The sequence below is a fragment of the Streptomyces sp. NPDC043952 genome, from assembly GCF_056435325.1.
Genome location: NZ_JBWKES010000002.1, coordinates 150,045 through 169,581 on the forward strand (window position 1 = coordinate 150,045; position 19,537 = coordinate 169,581).

The following is a 19,537-nucleotide window of genomic DNA, read 5'->3' on the forward strand; positions in this document are numbered from 1 at the left end:
TACCCGGAGGAAGCGGGAGGTGCAAGCGGCGCTAGCCGACGAGGAGTTGGACGCCGCCGACCACCGTCGCCGCGATCACCAGCCGTTCGAAGAGGCGCTGGTTGATCCGGTGTACGGCCCAGCGGCCGAGCAGCGCGCCGGGGACGACGAACAGGACGAGAGCGGAGTCGAGGAGCAGGGAGCGGGTGTCGATCAGGCCGAGGGCGGCGCTGAAGGGGACCTTGGAGACGTTGACGATGAGGAAGAAGAAGGCCGAGGTGCCGAGGAAGCCCAGTTTCCGGAAGCCGGCGGAGAGGAGGCACATGGACATCACGGGCCCGCCCGCGTTGGCGACCATCGTGGTGAACCCGCCGAGCACGCCGTAGGAGCGGGCCTTCAGGCGGCCCGCGGGGGTCGTCACCGCGTCCGGCGCGTCGTCGTCCGCGCCCGTGCTCTCGCGGCGCCGGCGCCACAGGGTGACGCCGGTCATCAGCAGCAGGATCGCGCCGATCGAGGTCCGTACGACCCCGTCGCCGGCCCACATCAGGAACAGCGTGCCGATCACCACGCCGACCGCGACGGCCGGGAACAGCTGCCACAGGGTGGGCCAGTGGGCGTGCCGCCGGTAGGTGAGGACGGCCAGCACATCACCGGCGATCAGGAGGGGCAGCAGGATGCCGGTGGAGGCGCGGGCGGGCAGGATCGCCGCGAACACGGCGAGGCTGATGGTGTTGGCGCCGCTCACCGCGGTCTTGGAGAAGCCCACCAGGAGGGCGGCGAGGGCGAGGGCGGCGAACTCCCAGCCGGATAGGTGCCAGTGCGTCAACATGTTCATGCGGAGGCCGCATGCTATGCACGAGCACCGGCCCCGCACAAAGGCGCCGGGGCCGTCAGCCCGCGTACCGCGTCCGCAGTTCCCGCTTGAGCACCTTCATGCTCGGGCCGAGCGGCAGCTCCTCGGTGAACTCCAGGCGCCGCGGGTACTTGTGGCGGCCCAGGTGCTCCTTGGACCACTCGATGACGGCGGCCGGGTCGGGGGCGCCGCCGGGTGCCGGGACGGCGATCGCGCAGATCTCCTCGCCGTGCAGCTCGTCGGGCAGGCCGATGACGGCGACCTGGGCGATGCCGGGGTGCCGTACCAGGACCTCCTCGACCTCGCGCGGATAGACGTTGTAGCCGCCGCGGATGATGACGTCCTTCTTGCGGTCGACGATGGTGAGGAAGCCCTGCTCGTCCTTGGTGCCGAGGTCGCCGGTGCGGAACCAGCCGTCGATCAGGACCTCGGCGGTGGCCTCCGGGCGGCCGAGGTAGCCGGAGAAGACGTTGTGGCCGCGGATGACGACCTCGCCCAGCTCGCCGGGCGGCAGCAGTTCGATCCGGCCCTCCACCTCGGCGCGCGCGATCTCCGCGTCGACGCCCCACAGCGGGTGGCCGATGGTGCCGGCCCTGGTGCCGAAGACCGGTTGGTTGACGGTGGCGGTCGGCGAGGTCTCCGACAGGCCGTACCCCTCGTAGATCCGCGCGCCGAACGCGGCCTCGAACCGTTCCAGGACGGCGACGGGCAGCGAGGCGCCGCCGGAGATGCACACCCGCAGCTCGGGCAGCGCCTCGGCGTCCGCGGCGGCCGCCGCGAGCGCGACGAACATGGTGGGCACGCCGTGGAAGGTGTTGACGTTCTCCTTCGCCATCAGCGCGATCGCGCGGGCCGCGTCGAAGCGGGGCAGCAGTACGAGCGTGGCGCCCGCCCGCCAGGTGGCGTTGAGCGAGACGGTCTGCCCGAAGGCGTGGAAGAGGGGCAGCGCGCCCAGCGCGATGTCGTCGGGGCGGACGTCGTTGGCGTCGAAGGCGCTGACGGTCGCGTTCATCACCAGGTTGAAGTGGCTGAGCACGGCGCCCTTGGGGATGCCGGTGGTGCCGCTGGTGTAGAGGATCACGGCCGGGTCGTCGGCGGCCCGTGTGACGTACGCCGGCAGCGGCTCGGCCGCGGCGGCGAGGGCGTCGAACTCCGCGCCCAGGGTGACCGCCCGGACGCCGAGGGCGTCGGCGGCGGCCCGGCCGGCCGCTTCCTGCGCCGGGTGGACGAGGAGCAGCGCCGCGCCGCTGTCCTTGAGCACGTGCTCGATCTCGCCCGGCGAGAGCAGCAGATGGACGGGGACGACGACACCGCCGGCCGCGGCGATGGCGTAGTAGGCGAGCGGGAACTCCGTGGTGTTCGGGGCCATGAGGGCGACCCGGTCGCCGGAGCGTATGCCGAGGTCGGTGAGCGCGCCCGCACGGGCCAGCGCCGCCTGCCATGCCGCGCCGAAGCTCAGCCGCCGCTCCCCTTCCACGAGTGCGGTGTGGGCCGGGCGGCGCCTGGCGTTCTCGGCCAGGATGGCGGCGACGGACAGAGTTGCCATGGAGTGCGGCTCCGTTTCCTTGCTGCGGCCCGGCGCGCCGGGCCGCTCGTACGATCGTCCCTCGGCGGGAATCCCCCGAGGCAAGAGGGACTTCCGCGTCGGATGGTTGTCAGGGCCGTCGGAAGGGCGTCAGTCCCTCTCGACCAGCACCGCGCTGCCCTGGCCCACGCCCACGCACATGGTGGCGAGCCCGCGTTCGGCGCCGGTGCGGCGCATGCGGTGCAGCAGGGTGGTCAGGATGCGGGCGCCCGAGGAGCCGAGGGGGTGGCCGAGGGCGAGGGCGCCGCCGGTGGGGTTGATCAGCTCGGGGTCGATGCCGAGCTGGTCGACGCAGGCGAGGACCTGGGCGGCGAACGCCTCGTTCAGCTCGGCCTCCTGGAGGTCGCCGACGAGCCAGCCGGCCCGCGCGAGCACCTTGCGGGTGGCGGGCACCGGCCCGATGCCCATGACGTCGGGGTGGACGCCCGCGGAGGCACCGGCGACATACCGGCCGAGGGATTCCAGGCCCAGTTCGCCGAGTGCTTCCTCGCTGACCAGGAGCAGGCCGGCGGCGCCGTCGTTCATCGGCGAGGTGTTGCCCGCGGTGACCGTGCCGCCCGCGCGGTAGACCGGCTTGAGGCGGGCCAGCTTCTCCAGGGAGGTGTCCTCGCGGATGCACTCGTCCTGCTCGACCACGATGCCGTCGGGGCGTTCGACCGGCAGGATCTCGTCGGCGAAGAGGCCGTTCTTGCGGCCGGCGGCGGCGAGTTGGTGGCTGCGCAGGGCGAAGGCGTCCTGCCGCTCACGGGAGATGCCGTGCCGGGTGGCGACCTCCTCGGCGGTCTCGCCCATCGCGAGCACCCCGTGCAGGTCCTTCATGGCGGGGTTGGTCAGGCGCCAGCCGAGCCGGGTGTCGGCGGTCTCCATGCGGTGCGGCAGGGCCTCGTCGGGGCGGGGCAGCACGAAGGGGGCGCGGCTCATGGACTCGGAGCCGCCGGCGATCACGATGTCGGCCTCGCCCGCGGCGATGGTGCGGGCGGCCGCGGTGACGGCTTCGAGGCCGGAGGCGCACAGCCGGTTGACGGTGGCGCCGGGCACGGACTCGGGCAGGCCCGCGAGCAGGACGGCCATCCGGGCGACGTTGCGGTTGTCCTCGCCGGCCTGGTTGGCGGCGCCCCAGTAGACGTCGTCGATCCGGGCGGGGTCGAGCGTGGGCACGTCGGCGACCAGCCGGCGGATCACGGCCGCCGCGAGGTCGTCGGGCCGGACGGACGAGAGGGCGCCGCGCAGCTTGCCGATGGGGGTACGGCGGGCTGCCGCGAAGTGGACGGGACGCACGGCTTCGACTCCTGACCTACGACGGTGTGGATCAGCGGACCGGAACAGCGCTTAATTAGCACTGCTAGTTTTTGACTATAGACCTGGGGACGGCCCGCTGGGAAGATCCTCCCCGACCGTACCGAGGCAGTTGGAGGAGAGATGCCCCACGTTCGCGCGCACGTCGTCGACGGCACCCGCGGTGAACTCGCCGTCCGCGCCTGGCCGCATCCCGCCCCCCGCTTCCTCGCCCTGCTGGTGCACGGTTACGGCGAGCACGCGGGCCGGTACGACGGACTCGCCGCCGTCCTCACCGGGCACGGCGCCGCCGTGTACGCACCCGACCATATGGGGCACGGCCGGTCGGCCGGGGAGCGGGTGCTGATCGAGGACTTCGAGGACGTGGTCGCCGATGTGCACCGCGTGGCGCGGCTCGCCCGCGCGGCGCATCCGGGGCTGCCGCTGGCCCTGGTGGGCCATTCGATGGGCGGGCTGATCGCGGCCCGCTACGCGCAGCTGCACCGCACCGAGCCGGCCGCGCTGATCCTTTCCGGTCCGGTGATCGGCGACTGGGAGCTGCCGGGGCGGCTGCTGGCGCTGCCGGAGATCCCGGACACCCCGATCAGTCCGGGCGCGCTGTCCCGCGATCCGGCGGTGGGCGCCGCGTACGCCGCCGATCCGCTGGTCTGGCACGGGCCGATGAAGCGGCCCACCCTCCGGGCCTTCGTCCGGGCCCTGGACGCCGTGGCCGGGGGCGGTGACGCGGGCGGGCTGCCGGTGCTGTGGCTGCACGGCGACGACGACCGGCTGGTGCCGCTGTCCGGCAGCCGGCCCGGCGTCGAACGGCTCGCCGGCGGCGCGCTCACCGAGCGGATCTTCCCCGGCGCGCGGCACGAGGTGTTCCACGAGACGGTGAAGGACGAGGCGTTCGCGGAGGTGACGCGCTTCCTGGACCGGGTGCTGGAGCGCTGAGGCCGGACGCTCGTCACGACCCGGCGCCGCCCCGCTGAGCAGGGCTGTTTGCGTCCCCCGACGCGGGGCACCCGCCCTTTCGGACGAGATCAAGCTCCATGGAAGGGGACGCACGCACCATGACCGTGGTGAAGAGCACGCTGCCCGAGAAGGCGCTCAAGGTCACGGCGACCGCGCTCCAGGACACCCTGGTGGACCTGCTGGGCCTGTCGCTGATCGGCAAGCAGGCGCACTGGAACATCGTCGGCCCCCGGTTCCGTTCGATCCACCTCCAGCTGGACGAGGTGGTGGCGACGGCCCGTGCCCACTCCGACACGGTCGCCGAGCGTGCCGCCGCGCTGGGCGTGTCGCCGGACGGCCGGCCCGAGACGATCGCCGCGACCTTCGCGCTGCCCGGCGCCAAGGACGGCTGGCTGAAGGACACCGACGTGGTCGAGCTGATGGTCTCCGCCCTGGAGGCGGCCATCGGACGGCTGCGCGAGCGGATCGCGGCCACGGACGAGCCCGACCCGGTGACGCAGGACCTGCTGATCGCGATCACCGCCGATCTGGAGAAGGAGCGGTGGATGTTCGCGGCGGAGAACCAGCCGCACTGACACCCGTAGCAGAGGGATCCGAGGGAAACTCCGAGGAAAACTCCGAGGGAAAGGGGAGCCCCATGGCCGACGCCCTGGAGACCGAGGCGCTGTGGGAGGACTTCCACCGCGTGGTGAACATGACCTCGGCGGAGCTGGCGGCCTGGCTCAGGGTCCGCGACGCCGAGGAGAGCACGGAGCCGCTGCCCGACGAGGCGGGCACCGCCACCGGGCGGCATGTTCTCGCCATCCTCCAGAAGCGCCGCACCGATCTCACCGACGACGACGTCCGTGTGATGTACAAGGTCGTGGACACCGTCGGTGACCTGGTGGACATGGAGAACGAGCCGGAGCCGGAGGTGGCGCCGGAGGACACCCGGCGGCGGCACCGGCTGATGACGCTGGGCCACGATCCGCTCAAGCCCTGACGGCGACCGCGGCGAGGAGTGGCGGCCATGAACCGGGACGAACGCGTCGTACGGGAGCTGGTGTCCGCGCACGGGCGGACGTACGCCGAGGAGGCGGGCATCAAGCTGGCGGACACGCCGCAGCCGCTGTACCGGCTGCTGGTGCTGTCGTTGCTGCTCAGCGCCCGGATCCGGGCCTCGGTGGCGGTGGCCGCCGCCCGCGCCCTGCACGAGGACCGGCTGGACAGTCCGCGCCGGATGGCCGACGCGGACTGGCAGCGGCGGGTCGACGCGCTGGGCCGGGGCGGCTACCGGCGCTACGACGAGCGGACTGCTAGCCAACTCGGCGACGGCGCCGAGCTGTTGACCGAGCGCTGGGGCGGTGATCTGCGCCGGTTGCGCGAGGAGGCGCACGGCGACACGGGTGCGTTGAAGCGGCTGCTCCAGGAGGAGCCGGGGATCGGGCCGGCCGGCGCCGACATCTTCCTGCGCGAGGCGCAGCGCGTGTGGCCGGAGGTCGGCCCCTATCTGGGCGGCAAGGCGCTGGACGGCGCGGAGCGGCTCGGGCTGCAGAAGGACCCGGAGAAGCTGACGAAGCTGGCCGGCGACACCGAACCGGCCGTGCTGGCCGCCGCGTTGGTGCGGGCGGCGCTCGACAAGGACGTGGCCGAGGACTGCCTCCAGCGCGCCGCGTGACCGTGCCACACGGCTGTCCGGTCCCGCTACGGCGCGGTGGGCCGCAAGCCGGGCGAACCGACCCCGCCCGTCCGGGACTTACAGACCGAGCACCCGGCTGATCGTCCGCAGCACTCCGTTCTCGTTGTTGGACGGGGCCAGATGGCGGGCGCGCGCCACCACGGCCGGGTGGGCGTTGGCCATGGCGAAGGACCAGTCGGCCGCGTCCAGCATCTCCAGGTCGTTGAGGTAGTCGCCGAAGACCATGGTCTGGGCGGGGGTGATGCCCAGGGTCCGCTGGAGGGCGCGCAGCGCGGTGCCCTTGTTGGCGGTGGGGGCCATGACGTCGACCCAGTGTTCGCCGGATACCACGACCTGGTGGGTGGCGGCGAAGGGGGCGAGCGCGGGGGCGGCGGACCGTTCGGCGGAGTGGAAGTCGTAGACGGCGACCTTGATGAAGTCGTCGTCCACTGCGGTGACGTCGTCGACGACGCGGTGCTCGACGTAGTAGCGGCGCACCTCGGCGAGGAACGCCTCGTCGCTCCGCTCCACGTAGGCCGCGCGCTTGCCGCAGACCACGGCGCCCGCGTCGCCGCCGGCCGCGTCGAGCCGTCGTACCGCCTCCGCGACCCCCGTCGCGGCCGAGCGTTCCAGCGGGACGGAGCCGAGTTCGGCGCCGTCGCGGACCACGTAGGTGCCGTTCTCGGCGATGAAGACCATGCCCTCGGCGACGTCCGCGAACTGCCGGGCCAGCGTGGCGTACTGGCGGCCGCTCGCGGGGCTGAACAGCACGCCGCGCCCGCGCAGTTCGGCGAGCATCGGCCACAGTCCCGGCGGGATCCGCTTGTCGTCGTCCAGCAGGGTGCCGTCCATGTCGGTGACGATCAGCCGGATGTCCGCGGGGCCGTCCGGGAGGCCGGGTACGTCGAGGAGGGGCGTGGGTATGGCGGACATGTCCTGCTTCCGGCCGGGGTCAGGGTACCCGCCCAGTGTCCCTCATGGGGCGGAACGTCCCCGAACCGCCCCGAACCGCCGACCGCGCGCGGTTCGCGGGACAGCGCGATCGGCCGGCGGCACAATGTCGGCGGGCACCCGCACGGGAGAGGGGCAGACGACGTGACCGACGGTGACGCTGTGACCACCGGAGCGCGGCTGGACACGTCCGTGGCGCACAACGCGCGGGTGTGGAACTACTGGATCGGCGGCCGCGACAACTACGAGGTCGACCAGCGGGTCGGCGAGCGGGTCGCCGGGATGTTCCCGGTGATCCGGGAGGTGGCCCGCGCGGACCGGGAATTCCTCGCGCGCGCGGTGCGCCACCTCGCGGCCGGGCAGGGTATCCGGCAGTTCCTGGACGTGGGCACCGGCCTGCCGACCGTGGAGAACACCCACGAGATCGCCCAGCGCATCGCCCCCGAGTCACGGGTCGTGTACGTGGACAACGACCCGATCGTGCTGGTGCACGCCCGCGCGCTGCTGACCAGTTCCCCCGAGGGCGTCACGGACTACGTGGACGCCGATGTGCACGACCCGGACGCCATCCTGCGGCGCGCCGCCGACACGCTCGACCTGGAGCGGCCGGTCGCCCTGATGATGCTGGGCATCCTCAACTTCGTGCTGGACACCGGGGAGGCCCTCGGCATCGTGCGGCGGCTGATGGGCGCGCTGCCCGCCGGCAGCCATCTGGTGCTGACCCACCCCACCACCGACCCCGAGGTGGGCGGCGCCGGCAACGCCGCCGCGATGGAGTTCTGGAACGCCCACGCCACCCCGCCGATCACCGCCCGCAGCCGCGCCGAGATCGCCGCCTTCCTCGACGGCGTCGACGGCCTGGAGGTGGTGGAGCCGGGCCTGGTGCCCTGCTCCCAGTGGCGCGCCGGGCCGGGCGCCGCCCCGGTGCCGCAGCTCGGCGCGGTCGCGGTGAAGCGCTGACCCCGCCGAAGGCAGCACCCCCACCTGAACCACCGGCCCCCACCTGAACCACTCGCCCCACCCCCCACCTGAACCACCCGCCCCACCGGGCCCCGCCCGCAAAGGACACGTATGACCACTCTCGCCGACCCCGTGCCCGGCGGCCGTCCGGCCGATCTGCGCCGGGTCGCCGCTCTGACCGCCACGCTGGCCGCGCAGGACGTGCGCGGCATCGTGCTGGCGTATGTGGACACCGCGGGCGTCACCCGTGTGAAGACCGTCCCCACGGCCCGGCTGGAGGCCGCCGTCTCGTGGGGTGTCGGGATGTCCCCGGTGTTCGACACCTTCCTGGCCGACGACTCGATCGTCAGCACGGACGTCCTCGGCTCCCCCGACGGGGACTTGAGGCTCTATCCCGATCTGGACCAGCTGGTGGCGCTGGCCGGGCAGCCCGGCTGGGCGTGGGCGCCGGTGGACCGGATCACGCAGGAGGGCGAGCGGCACCCCGGCTGCGCCCGCACCTTCCTGCGCCGCATGGTCACCGAGGCGGCCGAGCGGCACGGGCTGGCCTTCAAGGCGGCGTTCGAGATCGAGTGGGCGCTCGGGCTCGGCTCGGCGCCCGCCGGGGAGTTCGTACCGGCGGTGTCCGGACCGGCGTACGGCGCGATCCGCCAGGTGGAGCTGGGCGACTACCTCGCCGATCTGCTGGCCGCGCTGGACGCCCAGGACGTGGACGTCGACCAGGTCCATCCCGAGTACGCGGCCGGGCAGTTCGAGCTGTCGGCGGGTGCCCTGGACCCGGTGGCGGCGGCCGACCGCAGCGTGCTGGTGCGCCAGACGATCCGGGCGGTGGCCCAGCGGCACGGGCTGCGGGTGTCGTTCTCCCCCGCGGTCCTCGCCGGGAGCGTCGGCAACGGCGGCCATGTGCACCTGTCCTGCTGGCGCGACGGCGTCAACCTGCACGCGGGCGGCGCCGGCCGGTACGGCCTGACGCCCGGCGCGGAGTCCTTCGCGGCCGGGATCCTGGCCCGGCTGCCCGCGCTGACCGCGATCAACGCGCCCAGTCCGGCCAGCTATCTGCGGCTGCGGCCCTCCCAGTGGGCGGGCGTCTTCACCGCGTGGGGCCGCGAGACCCGTGAGGCGGCGCTGCGGCTGGTCACCGGCAGCACGGGCCGGCAGCGGCAGGAGGCCAACCTGGAGGTGAAACCCGTCGACCTGGCCGCCAACCCGTACCTGGTGCTCGGCTGCCTGATCGCCGCGGGACTCGACGGGCTCGCGGCCGGGCGCCGACTGCCCGAGGAGATCACCGGCGACCCGGCACGCTTCGGCGCAAACGAGGCGGCGAAGCTCGGCGTACGACGGCTGCCGGCCACGCTGCCGGAGGCGGTGGCGGAGTTCCGCGCGGACGAGGTGCTGCGGGCCGCGCTCGGCCCGGTCCTCGCGGACGCGGTGAGCGCCGTACGGCTCGGGGAGGCGGCCGCCGTCGAGGGGCTGGACGACGAGCGGGTGGCGGCGGCCTACCGCTGGGCGTACTGACCATGGCGTCCGCCGGTCCCCTCCACGAGGCGCTGGACGCACTGGAGTTGGTGGACCACCACTGCCATGGCGCGACGGTGGCCGACCTGTCCTTCGAGGGGTTCGAGTCGCTGCTCACCGAGGGCGAGGCGTGGCCCGGCGTCTCGCCCTTCGACAGCCCGGTGGGCATCGCCGTACGACGGCACTGCGCGCCCCTGCTGGACCTGCCCCGGCACGCGCCACCGGACGCGTACGTGGCCCGGCGCGCGGAGCTGGGGTGGCGGGAGGTGAACCGGCGGTTCCTGACGGCGGCCGGTGCCGGGGTGTTCTGCGTGGACGCCGGATACTCCCCCCAACCGCTCACCTCCCCCGCCGAGTTGGCCGCGGCGTCCGGTGCCGCCGCCTGCGAGGTCGTACGCCTGGAGCGGATCGCCGAGGAGGTGGCCGCGCGCGGTGTGGAGGCGGACGAGTACGCGGGCGTCCTGCGCGCGGCCGCCGAGGAGACGGTGCGGCGGCCGGGGGTGGTGGCGGTGAAGTCGGTGGCCGCCTACCGCACCGGGTTCGCCCTCGACCCGCGGCGGCCCCCGGACGCCGAGGTGACCGTGGCCGCACAGCGCTGGCTCGCCGCCGGCGGCCGACTGGCGGACCCGGTCCTGGTACGGCAACTGCTGTGGCTGGCCGTCGACTTGAGGCTGCCGCTCCAGTTGCACACCGGTTTCGGGGACGCGGACGTACGGCTGCACCGAGCGGATCCCGCGCTGCTCACCGACTGGCTGCACCGCGTCGCCGGCACCATCCCCGTGCTGCTGCTGCACTGCTGGCCCTATCACCGCCAGGCCGCCTATCTGGCCGCGGTGTTCGAGCGGGTGTACCTGGACGTGGGGCTCGCGCTGCACCACACCGGTCCCACGCGGGCGCGGGCGGTGCTGGCGGAGGCCCTGGAGATCACCCCGTTCCGCAAACTGCTGTACAGCTCCGACGCCTACGGTGTGGCGGAGTTCCACCACCTGGGCGCCCTGTGCTTCCGCCGGGGCCTCGCCGAGCTGCTGCACGAGCGCGTGGAGGCCGATGAGCTGTCCCTGTCCGACGCCCTGCGGATCGCCTCCTGGACGGGCCGCGACAACGCCCGCCGGCTCTATGGGCCGCCCGTATCCGAACCGGCCCGCGATCCCCGCGGCCGCCCCACCCGGAAAGTATGATCAAGCAATGTCTGACATGACCGAGACCACGCCCGGCTGGCTGACCACGGACGAGCTGGAGATGGCCAGGGCCCGGATGCCGATCCTGTACGTCGAGGCCGTGCCCGTGCGGGTCGACGACAGCGGCGAAGTCACCAGCATCGGACTGCTGTTGCGCATCGGCCCGGACGGCACGGTCAGCCGGACCCTGGTCTCCGGGCGGGTGCTGCACCACGAGCGGGTCCGCGACGCGCTGCTGCGCCATCTGGAGAAGGACCTCGGCCCGGTGGCGCTGCCCCGGATCCCGGCCTCGCTCCAGCCCTTCACCGTGGCCGAGTACTTCCCGACGGCGGGCATCACCCCGTACCACGACCCGCGCCAGCACGCGGTGTCCCTCGCCTACGTCGTCCCGGTCACCGGCGACTGCCGGCCCCGCCAGGACGCCCTGGACCTGGTGTGGTTCAGCCCCCAGGAGGCGGCGTCGGAGGTGCTCCAGAGCGAGATGCCGGGCGGCCACGGCGCGCTGCTGAAGCAGGCGCTGGCCCATGTGGGCCTCGTGTACTGAGCCCGGATTCGGTAAGACGCGGACAACAACCGCACGAGAAGCCGCAAAAACAATCGCAAAGGAGGCTGGGGACGGGTCTGTCGCGCATGCGAGGGTGCGGGGCATGAGCACAGAGCACGTCCTCGATCACCGGCCCGACGGCCGCATTCACGCGCGCCTGCGGGAGAGCGCGAGCAAGGTGCCGGAGGTCACCGTCTACTTCTGGATCGTCAAGGTCCTCACCACCGGCATGGGCGAGACCGCCTCCGACCTGCTGGCCAAGGTGCTGGGCCCGATCCCCGCGGTCGGCCTCGGCGGCCTCGCGTTCGCCGCAGCGCTCGCGCTCCAGTTCGCCGTCCGCCGGTACGTGGCGTGGATCTACTGGACGGCCATCGTCATGGTCAGCGTGTTCGGCACCATGGCCGCGGACGTGCTCCATGTGGGCCTCGGTGTGCCCTACACCCTGTCCACCCCGCTCTTTCTCGTCGCCCTCGCGGCCGTGTTCGCGCTCTGGTACGCCAGTGAGCGCACCCTGTCGATCCACACCGTGCGCACCCGCCGCCGCGAGGTGTTCTACTGGGCGGCCGTGCTCGCCACCTTCGCCCTGGGCACCGCGGCGGGCGACCTCAGCGCGAGCATCGGCCTCGGCTACCTGGGCTCGGTCGTCCTGTTCGCGGTGGCCATCGCGGTCCCGGCCCTCGCCCACCGCGGCGACGTCCTCGGCGCGGTGACCGCCTTCTGGGCGGCGTACGTCATCACGCGCCCGCTCGGCGCCTCCCTCGCGGACTGGATGGCCGATCCGACCGGGCGCGGGGGCCTCGGCTGGGGACTGGGCCCGGTCACGCTGTCGTGGACCGTGGCGATCGTCGCGTTCGTGGCGTTCCTGGCGGTGTCGCGCCGGGACAGCCGGGCCGCCGTCTGACAGCCACCGCCTGACGCCGCCGGGAAGGCCATCGGCGGCAGGGCCACTGCGAGGAGGCCACTCATGAGGAGGGCCCCGCGGACACGTTCCGCGGGGCCCTCCGGTCATCTCATCCGATCCGGGTCAGCTCATCGCGCCCGGACGGAAGCGCCGGTACAGGGCCGCGCCGCCGACCAGCGAGGCGGCGCCCGCGAAGGCGGCCGTGAGCGTGCCGTCGGCACCGGTGTGGGCGAGGGTGCCGGCCGGCTGGTGCACCGCCGCGGACGGCTCCGGGGCCGGGTGCGCGGGCGGTACGTGCGGGTGGGCCGGGGGCGCGGTGTGCGCCGGCGGGGTGACCCGCGGGGGCGTCACCGGCCGCGAGGCATGGGTGCTCGACGTGTTCTCGGCGTGGTTGCCGAAGACGGGGTTGAGGAGCCCCACCACGTTGACGCTGTCGCCGCTGATGTTCACCGGCAGGTCGACCGGCAACTGGATGCCGTTGCCGGACACGGCGCCCGGCGACCCCTTCTCCGCCGAGGCGGCCGTGGCCCCGCCCCCGTTGGCGGCGCCGCCCTTGGTGGTGCTGCCGCCGCCCGTGTTGGCGCAGCTGTTGCCCATCGCGGGGTTGAGGAGCCCTACCACGTTCACCGTGTCCCCGCACACGTTCACCGGGACGTGCACCGGCAGCTGGATCCCGTTGCCGGAGATCAGCCCCGGTGAGCCGACCGCGGCGCCGTCCGCCGCGGAGTCGGCGTACACCGGCCCCGCCACAGCGATCGCGCCCGAGGCGGCCGCGAGGGCGATCACACCGTTTCGGGTAACCCGTTTCATAGGTTCCCTGCCTTCCAGACTTGATCGCGGGCACTCGCCCGCGCGGAGGTAAACGCCGGGAAATACAGGTGAGTTATGGCTTGTCAATCATTCGGCCGGTATATGCCACCATCGCCACCCTCCGGGGTGTTCGGCTGTTGATATCACCAGGGCGCCGATAGGATCGCCATGTGATCGAACTGGCGGAAATGATCAGGGAGTTGGGCCAGGAGCTGAACACCGCCCTGACCGAAGGACCGGCCGGGGCCGTGCGGTTGGAGCTCGGGACCGTCGAGATCGAGGCGGACGTCGTGGTGAGCCGCAGGGGCGGGGCGGGCGGCAAGGTGCGGTTCTGGGTGGTGGAGGCCGGTACCGAAGGGCAATTGGAGTCCTCGCGCACCCAGCGGATCCGCCTCACGCTGCACCCGAAACTCGTCGCCCCGGACGGCACACACGTGAAGGTGCTGATCTCGGGGGAGGAAGAAGAGGGAGAGCGCTGACGCGAAGCGCCGAGGCGGGGCGGCCCCCGCGCGGTCCGACACCCTGACGGGGCGGGACGGGTGGCCGTACGCTGGTCGGCACCGCCGGTGGGAGACAACCGGCGGCAGGTGACGATCGGAGGTCACGGGGGTGGAAGGGCGGAACCCCGCGCGGGTTCGCAACGAATTGGTGGCCGGCGTCGTCGACGTGCTCCAGGCATCGGCCACCCTGCGGCACCCGGCCAGTGCCGACCTGCTGGTGACCATGCTGAGCCAGGAACTGGGCACACCCGTCGAGCCGTTGCAGAACAGGACGCTGCGCCCGTATCTGCTCCAGCTCGTGGAGGCGTGCGCGCGGGTCCCCGACGGGCTGCCCTGCCTGGTGCGCTGCCTCGGCTATGTGGAGGAGCAGTCCGTCACCGTGCTGGCGCTGCGCCGCCTGGTGGACGAGTGGGAGGCGGTCGACTTCTTCGACGGCACCGATCTGCACCCGCTCCGCGCGGACCTGACGGAACTGCGCTCCGCGGCCACGCTCGCGGCGATGGCGCGCCGCGCGAGCCGCTCCCGCACCCAGGAGCTGCCGCCCTGGTGCGACACGGGCTGGGCGGTGTTCTTACGCCTGGCCGGCGGCAACTCGGCGGCGCGTGAGCTGCCCGTCAGCATGGCGTTCCTGTCGCTGGCCGCGGACCAACTGGCCGAGGACGGGCTGCGGGAGGCCGCCGAGCGGCTGCGCCGCTGGAACCGCCGGCAGGCCCGCGTCTGGGGCTTCGAGGACCAGATGGCCGAGTGGCAGCGCGACAGCATCACCGATCAGCCGGCCTCCCTCATGCCCGCTTATCTGATGATCCAGTTCGAGCCGGACGGGGTCGATCCCGACCGGTACTACCTTTCGCACTGGCGCCAGTCGGACGCGGAGAGCTGGCACCCGGTGCCGGGCGAGACGCTGCATCTGCACCGCGACGACCTGCCGGCCGAGGTGGACTCGCTCATCGAGCAGACCGAGGAACGCTGGTCGGACCTGCGGCAACCCGTCGTACTCGAATTCATCCTTCCGTGGGAACTGCTGGGGGAACCTGTCGAGTGGTGGCACAAAGAGGCGGCCTCCGACTCGCCCACTCCCCTGGTGATGGACTACACGGTCCTCATCCGCAGTTTCGAACGGCTGCGCAAGGCGGCCTGGCACCGGACCTGGCACAACAAGTGGCGCCAGTTCAAGGAGCGTCCGGCGGAGACGCACTCGTACTGGAACCGCCCCGGCCACTCGCACTTCCATCTGGAGCGGGAGCTCAAGGAGGACGAGCAGGCCGTCTGCCTGGTGCTCAGCGAGCCGCCCGGCACGGACTCCGCCACCAGCCGCCAGGAGTACCTGGCGGGGCTGAGGGCGGGTGTTCCGGCCATGATCTGGCACCGCGGCGACTGCTCGGATCCCGCCTTCAAGGAGGCGGTGGCCGAGATCGTGCAGGACCGGGGGCTGGCCGGGCTGCTGGAGCGGACCGGACGTTGGCGCAAGGAGGCACTGGCCATGGGGCCGGAGGGGTGGGACAACCATGTGGGGCGCCATCTGGCGATCCTGCTCGACGATCCGGAGCGCAAGCCCGAGCCGCCGGGGCCGGCGCACGTGCCGGTGAAGCCGTGAGGCGGCCGGCCGGGTCCCCGTGTCCACCGACCGTCCGCGCGTTGTGAGTGGGGTGCCCGACATGCACCAGCGTGATTCCACCGGCCCGCGTCCGTTCCGGGTCCGCCGCCCTGCCTCCGGCGTGCTGCGGCGTACCCCGTCCGCGTGCTTCCGTGCGTCCTTGCTTCGGGGGTGCCCACGCTGCGAGGCTTGGTGCGTGGATGTCACGCATGCCTGGAGTCTGCGGGACTCCACCGCACTCTCACCGTCACTACGGCGCCTTGAGAGCACCCATGCACGATGACGACGAACAGCGAGGGGCCAGGGCCGCGCGAGCCCGCCGGGAGGCCGCCGGTGTGCTGAGCCGGCTCGGCCGCGAGGACGGGACCCGCCCGGTGGAGGCCGTGCTCGTCGTCGACGCGCATCCCACGATGCGGGTGTGGGACGAGGCCGTCGAGGGCGACCTGGCCGGGGAGCTGGAGCGGTCCGGGCGGTTCGTGCGGGTGCGGCTGGTACGGCTGCTGGGGACCGACGAGACGGACCCCGCGCAGGCGCGCACCGAGGAGCCGCTGGGCGCGCCGGACGCGGGCGTGCGCCGGGTGGTGCTGGTGCTGACCGACGGCATCGCCACCGGCTGGCGCCTGGGCACCGTGCATCCGCTGCTGCGGGCGTGGGGGCGCGCGCAGCCGGTCGCCGTGGTGCAGCTGCTCCCCCCGCACCTGTGGTTCCGCACCGGGCTCGACGTGTACCGGGTGCGCGTGCGCGCCCCGCGCCCGTGGGCCGCCAACAGCACCTGGAGCTGGGCCGAGTGCGAGGCTCCGGCCGGTGCGCGGACGGACGGCGGGCCGGACGGGGAGGCGGCGGCCGTCCCCGTCGTCGTACCCGTGCTGGCGCTGTCCGGGCGGTGGGCGGCCGTGCTGCTCCGGCTGGTGTCCGGTGCCGAGTCCGAGTGGCTGGATCTCGCCGCCGTGCAGGCGCGGGAGTGGAAAAGCAGGCCCGACGCGGCGCGTGCCCTGCCGTGGGCGCAGGACGTGCCCGACCCGCACAGCCCGGTGCCGGCCGCCGAACGGGTCTCCGACTTCCGGGCCGCGGCCAGCCCCACGGCGTTCACGCTGGCCACCCGGCTGGCCGCCGCGCCGCTGAGCCTGCCCGTCATCCGGGCGCTGGTCGCCGCCACCCCGCAGGCGGGCCCGGTGCACGTCTCCGAGCTGCTGATGAGCGGTCTGGTACGGCCCGTACCGGCGCACGGCGACGGCCCGACGGACGTGGTGTTCGACTTCGCGCCCGACGTCCGCGAGGAACTGCTGGCGCTGGGCCGCCGCAGCGCGACCGCGCGGGTGCTGTACGACGTCCGGGGGTTATTGGCCGGGGACGAGTCGACCCGTTCCCCGCTGCCCGCTCCCGACGAACCGCTGGACACGCTGGCGATGCCCAGCGTCAACAGCCGCAACATCACCTTCTTCCGGGTGGAGCTGACCGCGCTGCGCGCCCTGTCGGGGCGTTACGACCAGCGTGCCGCGATGCTGGCCAAGGTGCTGAGCTGGCACGATCGGCGCTACGCGGTCAGCCTGGAGAAGTTCACCCTGGAAAAGACGCGCCGCACATCCACGGGATCCGCGCCGACCGCCCCGGCCTCCGGTGCGGACGCATCCGCCGCCGGACCGGAATCCCGGACCGTTTCCGAAGGAGCCTCATCGATGCCGACACCGCCTCAGGAAGCCGTGGAGGGAGAGCGCACCGCACAGCCGCGCGTCTGGGGGAACCTGCCGCCGCGCAACCCCAACTTCACCGGGCGCGACGAGTTGCTGGAACTGCTCGACCAGCGGCTGCGGGAGGGCACCACCACGGTGCTGCCGGAGGCGATCCACGGGATGGGCGGCGTCGGCAAGACCCAGCTCGCGATCGAGTACGCCTACCGGCACCAGTCCGAGTACGACATCGTGTGGTGGATCCCCTCCGAGCGGCCCGGACAGATCGGCCAGGCCCTGGTGGAACTGGCCCAGCGGCTGGGCCTGGTGACCACCACCGAGGCCAACATCGCGGGCCCGGCCGTGCGGGAGGCGCTGCGCGAGGGCCGGCCGTACTCGCGCTGGCTGCTCATCTTCGACAACGCCGACAACCCCGAACAGGTGCGCCACTACTTCCCGCAGGGCGGCCACGGCACCATCCTCGTCACCTCCCGCAACCGGCGCTGGGGGCAGGTGGGCGGCGCCCTCGAAGTGGACGTGTTCACCCGTGAGGAGAGCAAGGAGCTGCTGCGCCGTTCGGGGCCGCCGCTGCGGGACGAGGAGGCCGACGCGCTGGCCGAGGCGCTCGGCGATCTGCCGCTGGCCCTGGAACAGGCCGCGGCCTGGCGGGCCGAGACCGGGATGCCGGCGTCGGAGTACCTGCGGCTGTTCGAGAACAAGCGCATGGAGCTGCTGGAGGTGGCCCCGCCGCCGGACTACCAGCTCCCCGTCGCCGCCGCCTGGAACGTGTCCCTGGACCACCTGGAGACCCGCAGCCCCGCGGCCCTGCGCCTGCTCCAGCTGTGCTCCTACTTCGCGCCCGACCCGATCTCCCGCTCGATCTTCTCCGGCCTCGGCAACAGCAGCATCTTCCCGGAGCTGGACGCCGCGCTGAACGATCCGATGCGGCTGGCCCGCGCCATAAGGGAGGTCAACCGGTACTCGCTGGCGCGGATCGACCACCGGACGAACTCCATCGAGATGCACCGCCTGGTGCAGCTGGTCCTCAACAACCGCATGTCGCCCGAGGAACAGGTCCGGATGCGGCACGGCGCGCACACGCTGCTGGCCGCCGCCGACCCCAAGGCGCCGATGGAAGCGTCGAGTTGGCCCCGGTACGCGGAGCTGTACAGCCATGTCATCGCCGCCGGCGCGATCAAGTCCGACCAGCCCTGGGTCCGGCAGCTGGTGCGCAACATCGCCGAGTACCTGTACTGGTGGGGCGACCACGAGGTGTCGCTCGACTTCTCCGAGCAGGCGTGGACGTCCTGGCTGGAGATCTTCGGCGAGGAGGACCAGCAGACCCTGCTGATGGGGCAGTGGCTCTGCTTCATGTACTGGGTGGTGGGCCGGTTCGACGACTCGGCCCGGCTGGTGAGCCACCTTCGGGAGGTGTACGAGCGCACCGCGCCGGCGGACGGCGAGGACAACCGGGAGGACGCGCTCGACGCGCTCCAGCTGGAGGCGGCGGTACGGCGCGTGGAGGGCAGGTTCGCCACCGGCGCCGAGCTGGACCGGATCGCGTACGACCGGGCGCACCGGGCCTTCGGCGAGGACGACCCGACCACCCTGAACATCGCGCACAACCTCTGCGTGAGCCTGCGTCTGGTCGGTGACTTCCAGGGGGCCATGGAACTCGACCGGCGCACCCTGAGCCTGAAGATGCGGCTGTACGGCCGTGAGGACCGGCGGACCCTGCACTCCGAGAACCACGTCGCCATCGACACCCGCGAGACGGGCGACTACATCGGGGCGCGCGCCCTCCAGGAGTCCGTGCTCAGCGCCTGCGAGGACGTGTTCGGCCGCGGCAACCCGACCACGGTCGAGGCCAAGCGCCAGCTCAGCGAGGCGTACCGCAAGGCGGGCGACCACGCGCGGTCGCTGGAGCTGGCCACCGAGGCGCACGCCCAGTTCACCCGCCGCTACGGCGAGACGCACCCGCAGTCGCTGGCCTCCGCGCTGGCCCTGTCGATCGCGCTGCGGCAGAACGGCGACCTCCAGGCGGCCCGGACGCGGGGCGTGAAGGCCTGCGAGGGGTACCGGCAGATCTACGACCCGCACCACCCGCACGTCCTGTCCGCGGACATCGACCTCGCCGTCACCCTGCGGCTGCTGGGCCGGCCCGAGGAGGCGCGGCGGCTGGACGAGGCGGCGCTCGCCTCGCTCACCGACCGGCTCGGCGCGGGGCACCCGCTGGCCCTCGTCTGCGCCATCAACCTGGCCAGCGACCTGGCCGCCGTGGGCCGGCACGAGGAGGCGCGGCGGCGCGGCGAGGACACGCTGGCGCTGTGCCGGGAGTCCTTCGGCGAGGACCACCCGACCACGCTGGCCTGTGCGGCCAACCTGTCCCTGGACCTGCTCGCGACCGGTGCCGACGCCGAGTGCAGGGCGCTGCGCGAGGACACCCTGGCCCGCATGGAACGGGTCCTGGACGCCCCGCGTCTCCAGTCGGACTCGGGGACGCGGCACCCGGCGACGGTGCAGTTCAGGGAGCGCGGGCGGGCCAACTGCGACATCGACCCCCTGCCGTTGTGACATGGGGCGGGGGCCCGCC

At 73.1% G+C, this 19,537-nt stretch carries 17 protein-coding genes; 12 read left to right on the forward strand and 5 right to left on the reverse strand.

Going from position 1 to position 19,537, the window contains the following annotated elements; all coding sequences use genetic code 11:
* Nucleotides 1–31 precede the first annotated feature (31 nt).
* The 3 genes from AC069R_RS02570 to AC069R_RS02580 all read right to left on the reverse strand — a co-directional run bounded on the left by AC069R_RS02570 (nucleotide 32) and on the right by AC069R_RS02580 (nucleotide 3,695).
* A complete protein-coding gene (locus tag AC069R_RS02570; RefSeq protein ID WP_478763863.1) occupies nucleotides 32–814 on the reverse strand; it encodes a sulfite exporter TauE/SafE family protein in 783 nt (260 codons plus the stop codon).
* A 55-nt stretch (nucleotides 815–869) separates the two neighbouring features.
* Entirely contained in the window at nucleotides 870–2,378 is a 1,509-nt protein-coding gene (locus AC069R_RS02575) for a long-chain-fatty-acid--CoA ligase (protein WP_478763865.1), read from the reverse strand.
* Nucleotides 2,379–2,507: 129 nt separating this feature from the next.
* Nucleotides 2,508–3,695: a thiolase family protein gene (locus tag AC069R_RS02580; protein ID WP_478763867.1), complete on the reverse strand. Its 1,188-nt coding sequence runs from the start codon at nucleotides 3,693–3,695 to the stop codon at nucleotides 2,508–2,510.
* A gap of 141 nt (nucleotides 3,696–3,836) precedes the next feature.
* On the opposite strand from AC069R_RS02580, the gene AC069R_RS02585 reads away from it, so the two are divergent.
* From AC069R_RS02585 to AC069R_RS02600, 4 genes are all read left to right on the forward strand, one after another.
* A complete protein-coding gene (locus AC069R_RS02585) occupies nucleotides 3,837–4,646 on the forward strand; it encodes a lysophospholipase (protein WP_478763868.1) in 810 nt (269 codons plus the stop codon).
* A gap of 119 nt (nucleotides 4,647–4,765) precedes the next feature.
* Nucleotides 4,766–5,242 carry a Dps family protein gene (locus AC069R_RS02590; protein WP_478763869.1) on the forward strand — a complete coding sequence of 159 codons (477 nt, stop codon included), beginning with the start codon at nucleotides 4,766–4,768 and terminating at the stop codon, nucleotides 5,240–5,242.
* A 62-nt stretch (nucleotides 5,243–5,304) separates the two neighbouring features.
* Complete coding sequence (locus tag AC069R_RS02595) at nucleotides 5,305–5,649, forward strand: DUF3140 domain-containing protein (RefSeq protein WP_478763871.1); 345 nt, start codon at nucleotides 5,305–5,307, stop codon at nucleotides 5,647–5,649.
* Between the two features lie 27 nt (nucleotides 5,650–5,676).
* Nucleotides 5,677–6,324: an endonuclease gene (locus AC069R_RS02600; protein ID WP_478763873.1), complete on the forward strand. Its 648-nt coding sequence runs from the start codon at nucleotides 5,677–5,679 to the stop codon at nucleotides 6,322–6,324.
* A 78-nt stretch (nucleotides 6,325–6,402) separates the two neighbouring features.
* Here the strand turns inward: AC069R_RS02600 and AC069R_RS02605 are convergent, their stop codons facing one another.
* Nucleotides 6,403–7,257 carry a Cof-type HAD-IIB family hydrolase gene (locus tag AC069R_RS02605; protein ID WP_478763874.1) on the reverse strand — a complete coding sequence of 285 codons (855 nt, stop codon included), beginning with the start codon at nucleotides 7,255–7,257 and terminating at the stop codon, nucleotides 6,403–6,405.
* A 180-nt stretch (nucleotides 7,258–7,437) separates the two neighbouring features.
* Between AC069R_RS02605 and AC069R_RS02610 the strand changes: the two genes are divergently transcribed.
* The 5 genes from AC069R_RS02610 to AC069R_RS02630 all read left to right on the forward strand — a co-directional run bounded on the left by AC069R_RS02610 (nucleotide 7,438) and on the right by AC069R_RS02630 (nucleotide 12,373).
* Nucleotides 7,438–8,235 carry an SAM-dependent methyltransferase gene (locus tag AC069R_RS02610; RefSeq protein ID WP_478763875.1) on the forward strand — a complete coding sequence of 266 codons (798 nt, stop codon included), beginning with the start codon at nucleotides 7,438–7,440 and terminating at the stop codon, nucleotides 8,233–8,235.
* A 111-nt stretch (nucleotides 8,236–8,346) separates the two neighbouring features.
* Entirely contained in the window at nucleotides 8,347–9,750 is a 1,404-nt protein-coding gene (locus AC069R_RS02615) for a type I glutamate--ammonia ligase (protein ID WP_478763876.1), read from the forward strand.
* A gap of 2 nt (nucleotides 9,751–9,752) precedes the next feature.
* Nucleotides 9,753–10,928 (forward strand): amidohydrolase family protein, encoded by a 1,176-nt coding sequence (locus AC069R_RS02620; protein ID WP_478763878.1) that lies wholly within the window; start codon nucleotides 9,753–9,755, stop codon nucleotides 10,926–10,928.
* Between the two features lie 16 nt (nucleotides 10,929–10,944).
* Complete coding sequence (locus AC069R_RS02625) at nucleotides 10,945–11,472, forward strand: NUDIX hydrolase family protein (RefSeq protein WP_397987117.1); 528 nt, start codon at nucleotides 10,945–10,947, stop codon at nucleotides 11,470–11,472.
* A gap of 103 nt (nucleotides 11,473–11,575) precedes the next feature.
* The gene (locus AC069R_RS02630; protein WP_478763880.1) at nucleotides 11,576–12,373 is read left to right on the forward strand and encodes a COG4705 family protein; all 798 of its coding nucleotides are present in this window, start codon (nucleotides 11,576–11,578) and stop codon (nucleotides 12,371–12,373) included.
* Between the two features lie 123 nt (nucleotides 12,374–12,496).
* On the opposite strand, the gene AC069R_RS02635 is transcribed toward AC069R_RS02630, so the two are convergent.
* Nucleotides 12,497–13,159 carry a chaplin gene (locus AC069R_RS02635; RefSeq protein ID WP_478763882.1) on the reverse strand — a complete coding sequence of 221 codons (663 nt, stop codon included), beginning with the start codon at nucleotides 13,157–13,159 and terminating at the stop codon, nucleotides 12,497–12,499.
* 194 nt (nucleotides 13,160–13,353) lie between these two features.
* On the opposite strand from AC069R_RS02635, the gene AC069R_RS02640 reads away from it, so the two are divergent.
* From AC069R_RS02640 to fxsT, 3 genes are all read left to right on the forward strand, one after another.
* Complete coding sequence (locus AC069R_RS02640) at nucleotides 13,354–13,662, forward strand: trypco2 family protein (protein ID WP_478763884.1); 309 nt, start codon at nucleotides 13,354–13,356, stop codon at nucleotides 13,660–13,662.
* A gap of 169 nt (nucleotides 13,663–13,831) precedes the next feature.
* Complete coding sequence (locus tag AC069R_RS02645; protein ID WP_478763885.1) at nucleotides 13,832–15,277, forward strand: VMAP-C domain-containing protein; 1,446 nt, start codon at nucleotides 13,832–13,834, stop codon at nucleotides 15,275–15,277.
* A gap of 272 nt (nucleotides 15,278–15,549) precedes the next feature.
* On the forward strand, nucleotides 15,550–19,518 hold the full coding sequence (fxsT, locus tag AC069R_RS02650; protein WP_478763887.1) for an FxSxx-COOH system tetratricopeptide repeat protein: 3,969 nt from the start codon (nucleotides 15,550–15,552) through the stop codon (nucleotides 19,516–19,518).
* Nucleotides 19,519–19,537 lie beyond the last annotated feature (19 nt).

What these genes read in the sequence shown, in the direction of transcription:
- AC069R_RS02575 (WP_478763865.1), bottom strand. Translation starts at nt 2,378, where the DNA reads ATGGCAACTCTGTCCGTCGCCGCCATCCTGGCCGAGAACGCCAGGCGC.
- AC069R_RS02570 (WP_478763863.1), bottom strand. Translation starts at nt 814, where the DNA reads ATGAACATGTTGACGCACTGGCACCTATCCGGCTGGGAGTTCGCCGCC.
- AC069R_RS02605 (WP_478763874.1), bottom strand. Translation starts at nt 7,257, where the DNA reads ATGTCCGCCATACCCACGCCCCTCCTCGACGTACCCGGCCTCCCGGAC.
- AC069R_RS02595 (WP_478763871.1), top strand. Translation starts at nt 5,305, where the DNA reads ATGGCCGACGCCCTGGAGACCGAGGCGCTGTGGGAGGACTTCCACCGC.
- AC069R_RS02585 (WP_478763868.1), top strand. Translation starts at nt 3,837, where the DNA reads ATGCCCCACGTTCGCGCGCACGTCGTCGACGGCACCCGCGGTGAACTC.
- AC069R_RS02615 (WP_478763876.1), top strand. Translation starts at nt 8,347, where the DNA reads ATGACCACTCTCGCCGACCCCGTGCCCGGCGGCCGTCCGGCCGATCTG.
- fxsT (WP_478763887.1), top strand. Translation starts at nt 15,550, where the DNA reads ATGCACGATGACGACGAACAGCGAGGGGCCAGGGCCGCGCGAGCCCGC.
- AC069R_RS02600 (WP_478763873.1), top strand. Translation starts at nt 5,677, where the DNA reads ATGAACCGGGACGAACGCGTCGTACGGGAGCTGGTGTCCGCGCACGGG.
- AC069R_RS02630 (WP_478763880.1), top strand. Translation starts at nt 11,576, where the DNA reads ATGAGCACAGAGCACGTCCTCGATCACCGGCCCGACGGCCGCATTCAC.
- AC069R_RS02590 (WP_478763869.1), top strand. Translation starts at nt 4,766, where the DNA reads ATGACCGTGGTGAAGAGCACGCTGCCCGAGAAGGCGCTCAAGGTCACG.
- AC069R_RS02620 (WP_478763878.1), top strand. Translation starts at nt 9,753, where the DNA reads ATGGCGTCCGCCGGTCCCCTCCACGAGGCGCTGGACGCACTGGAGTTG.
- AC069R_RS02625 (WP_397987117.1), top strand. Translation starts at nt 10,945, where the DNA reads ATGACCGAGACCACGCCCGGCTGGCTGACCACGGACGAGCTGGAGATG.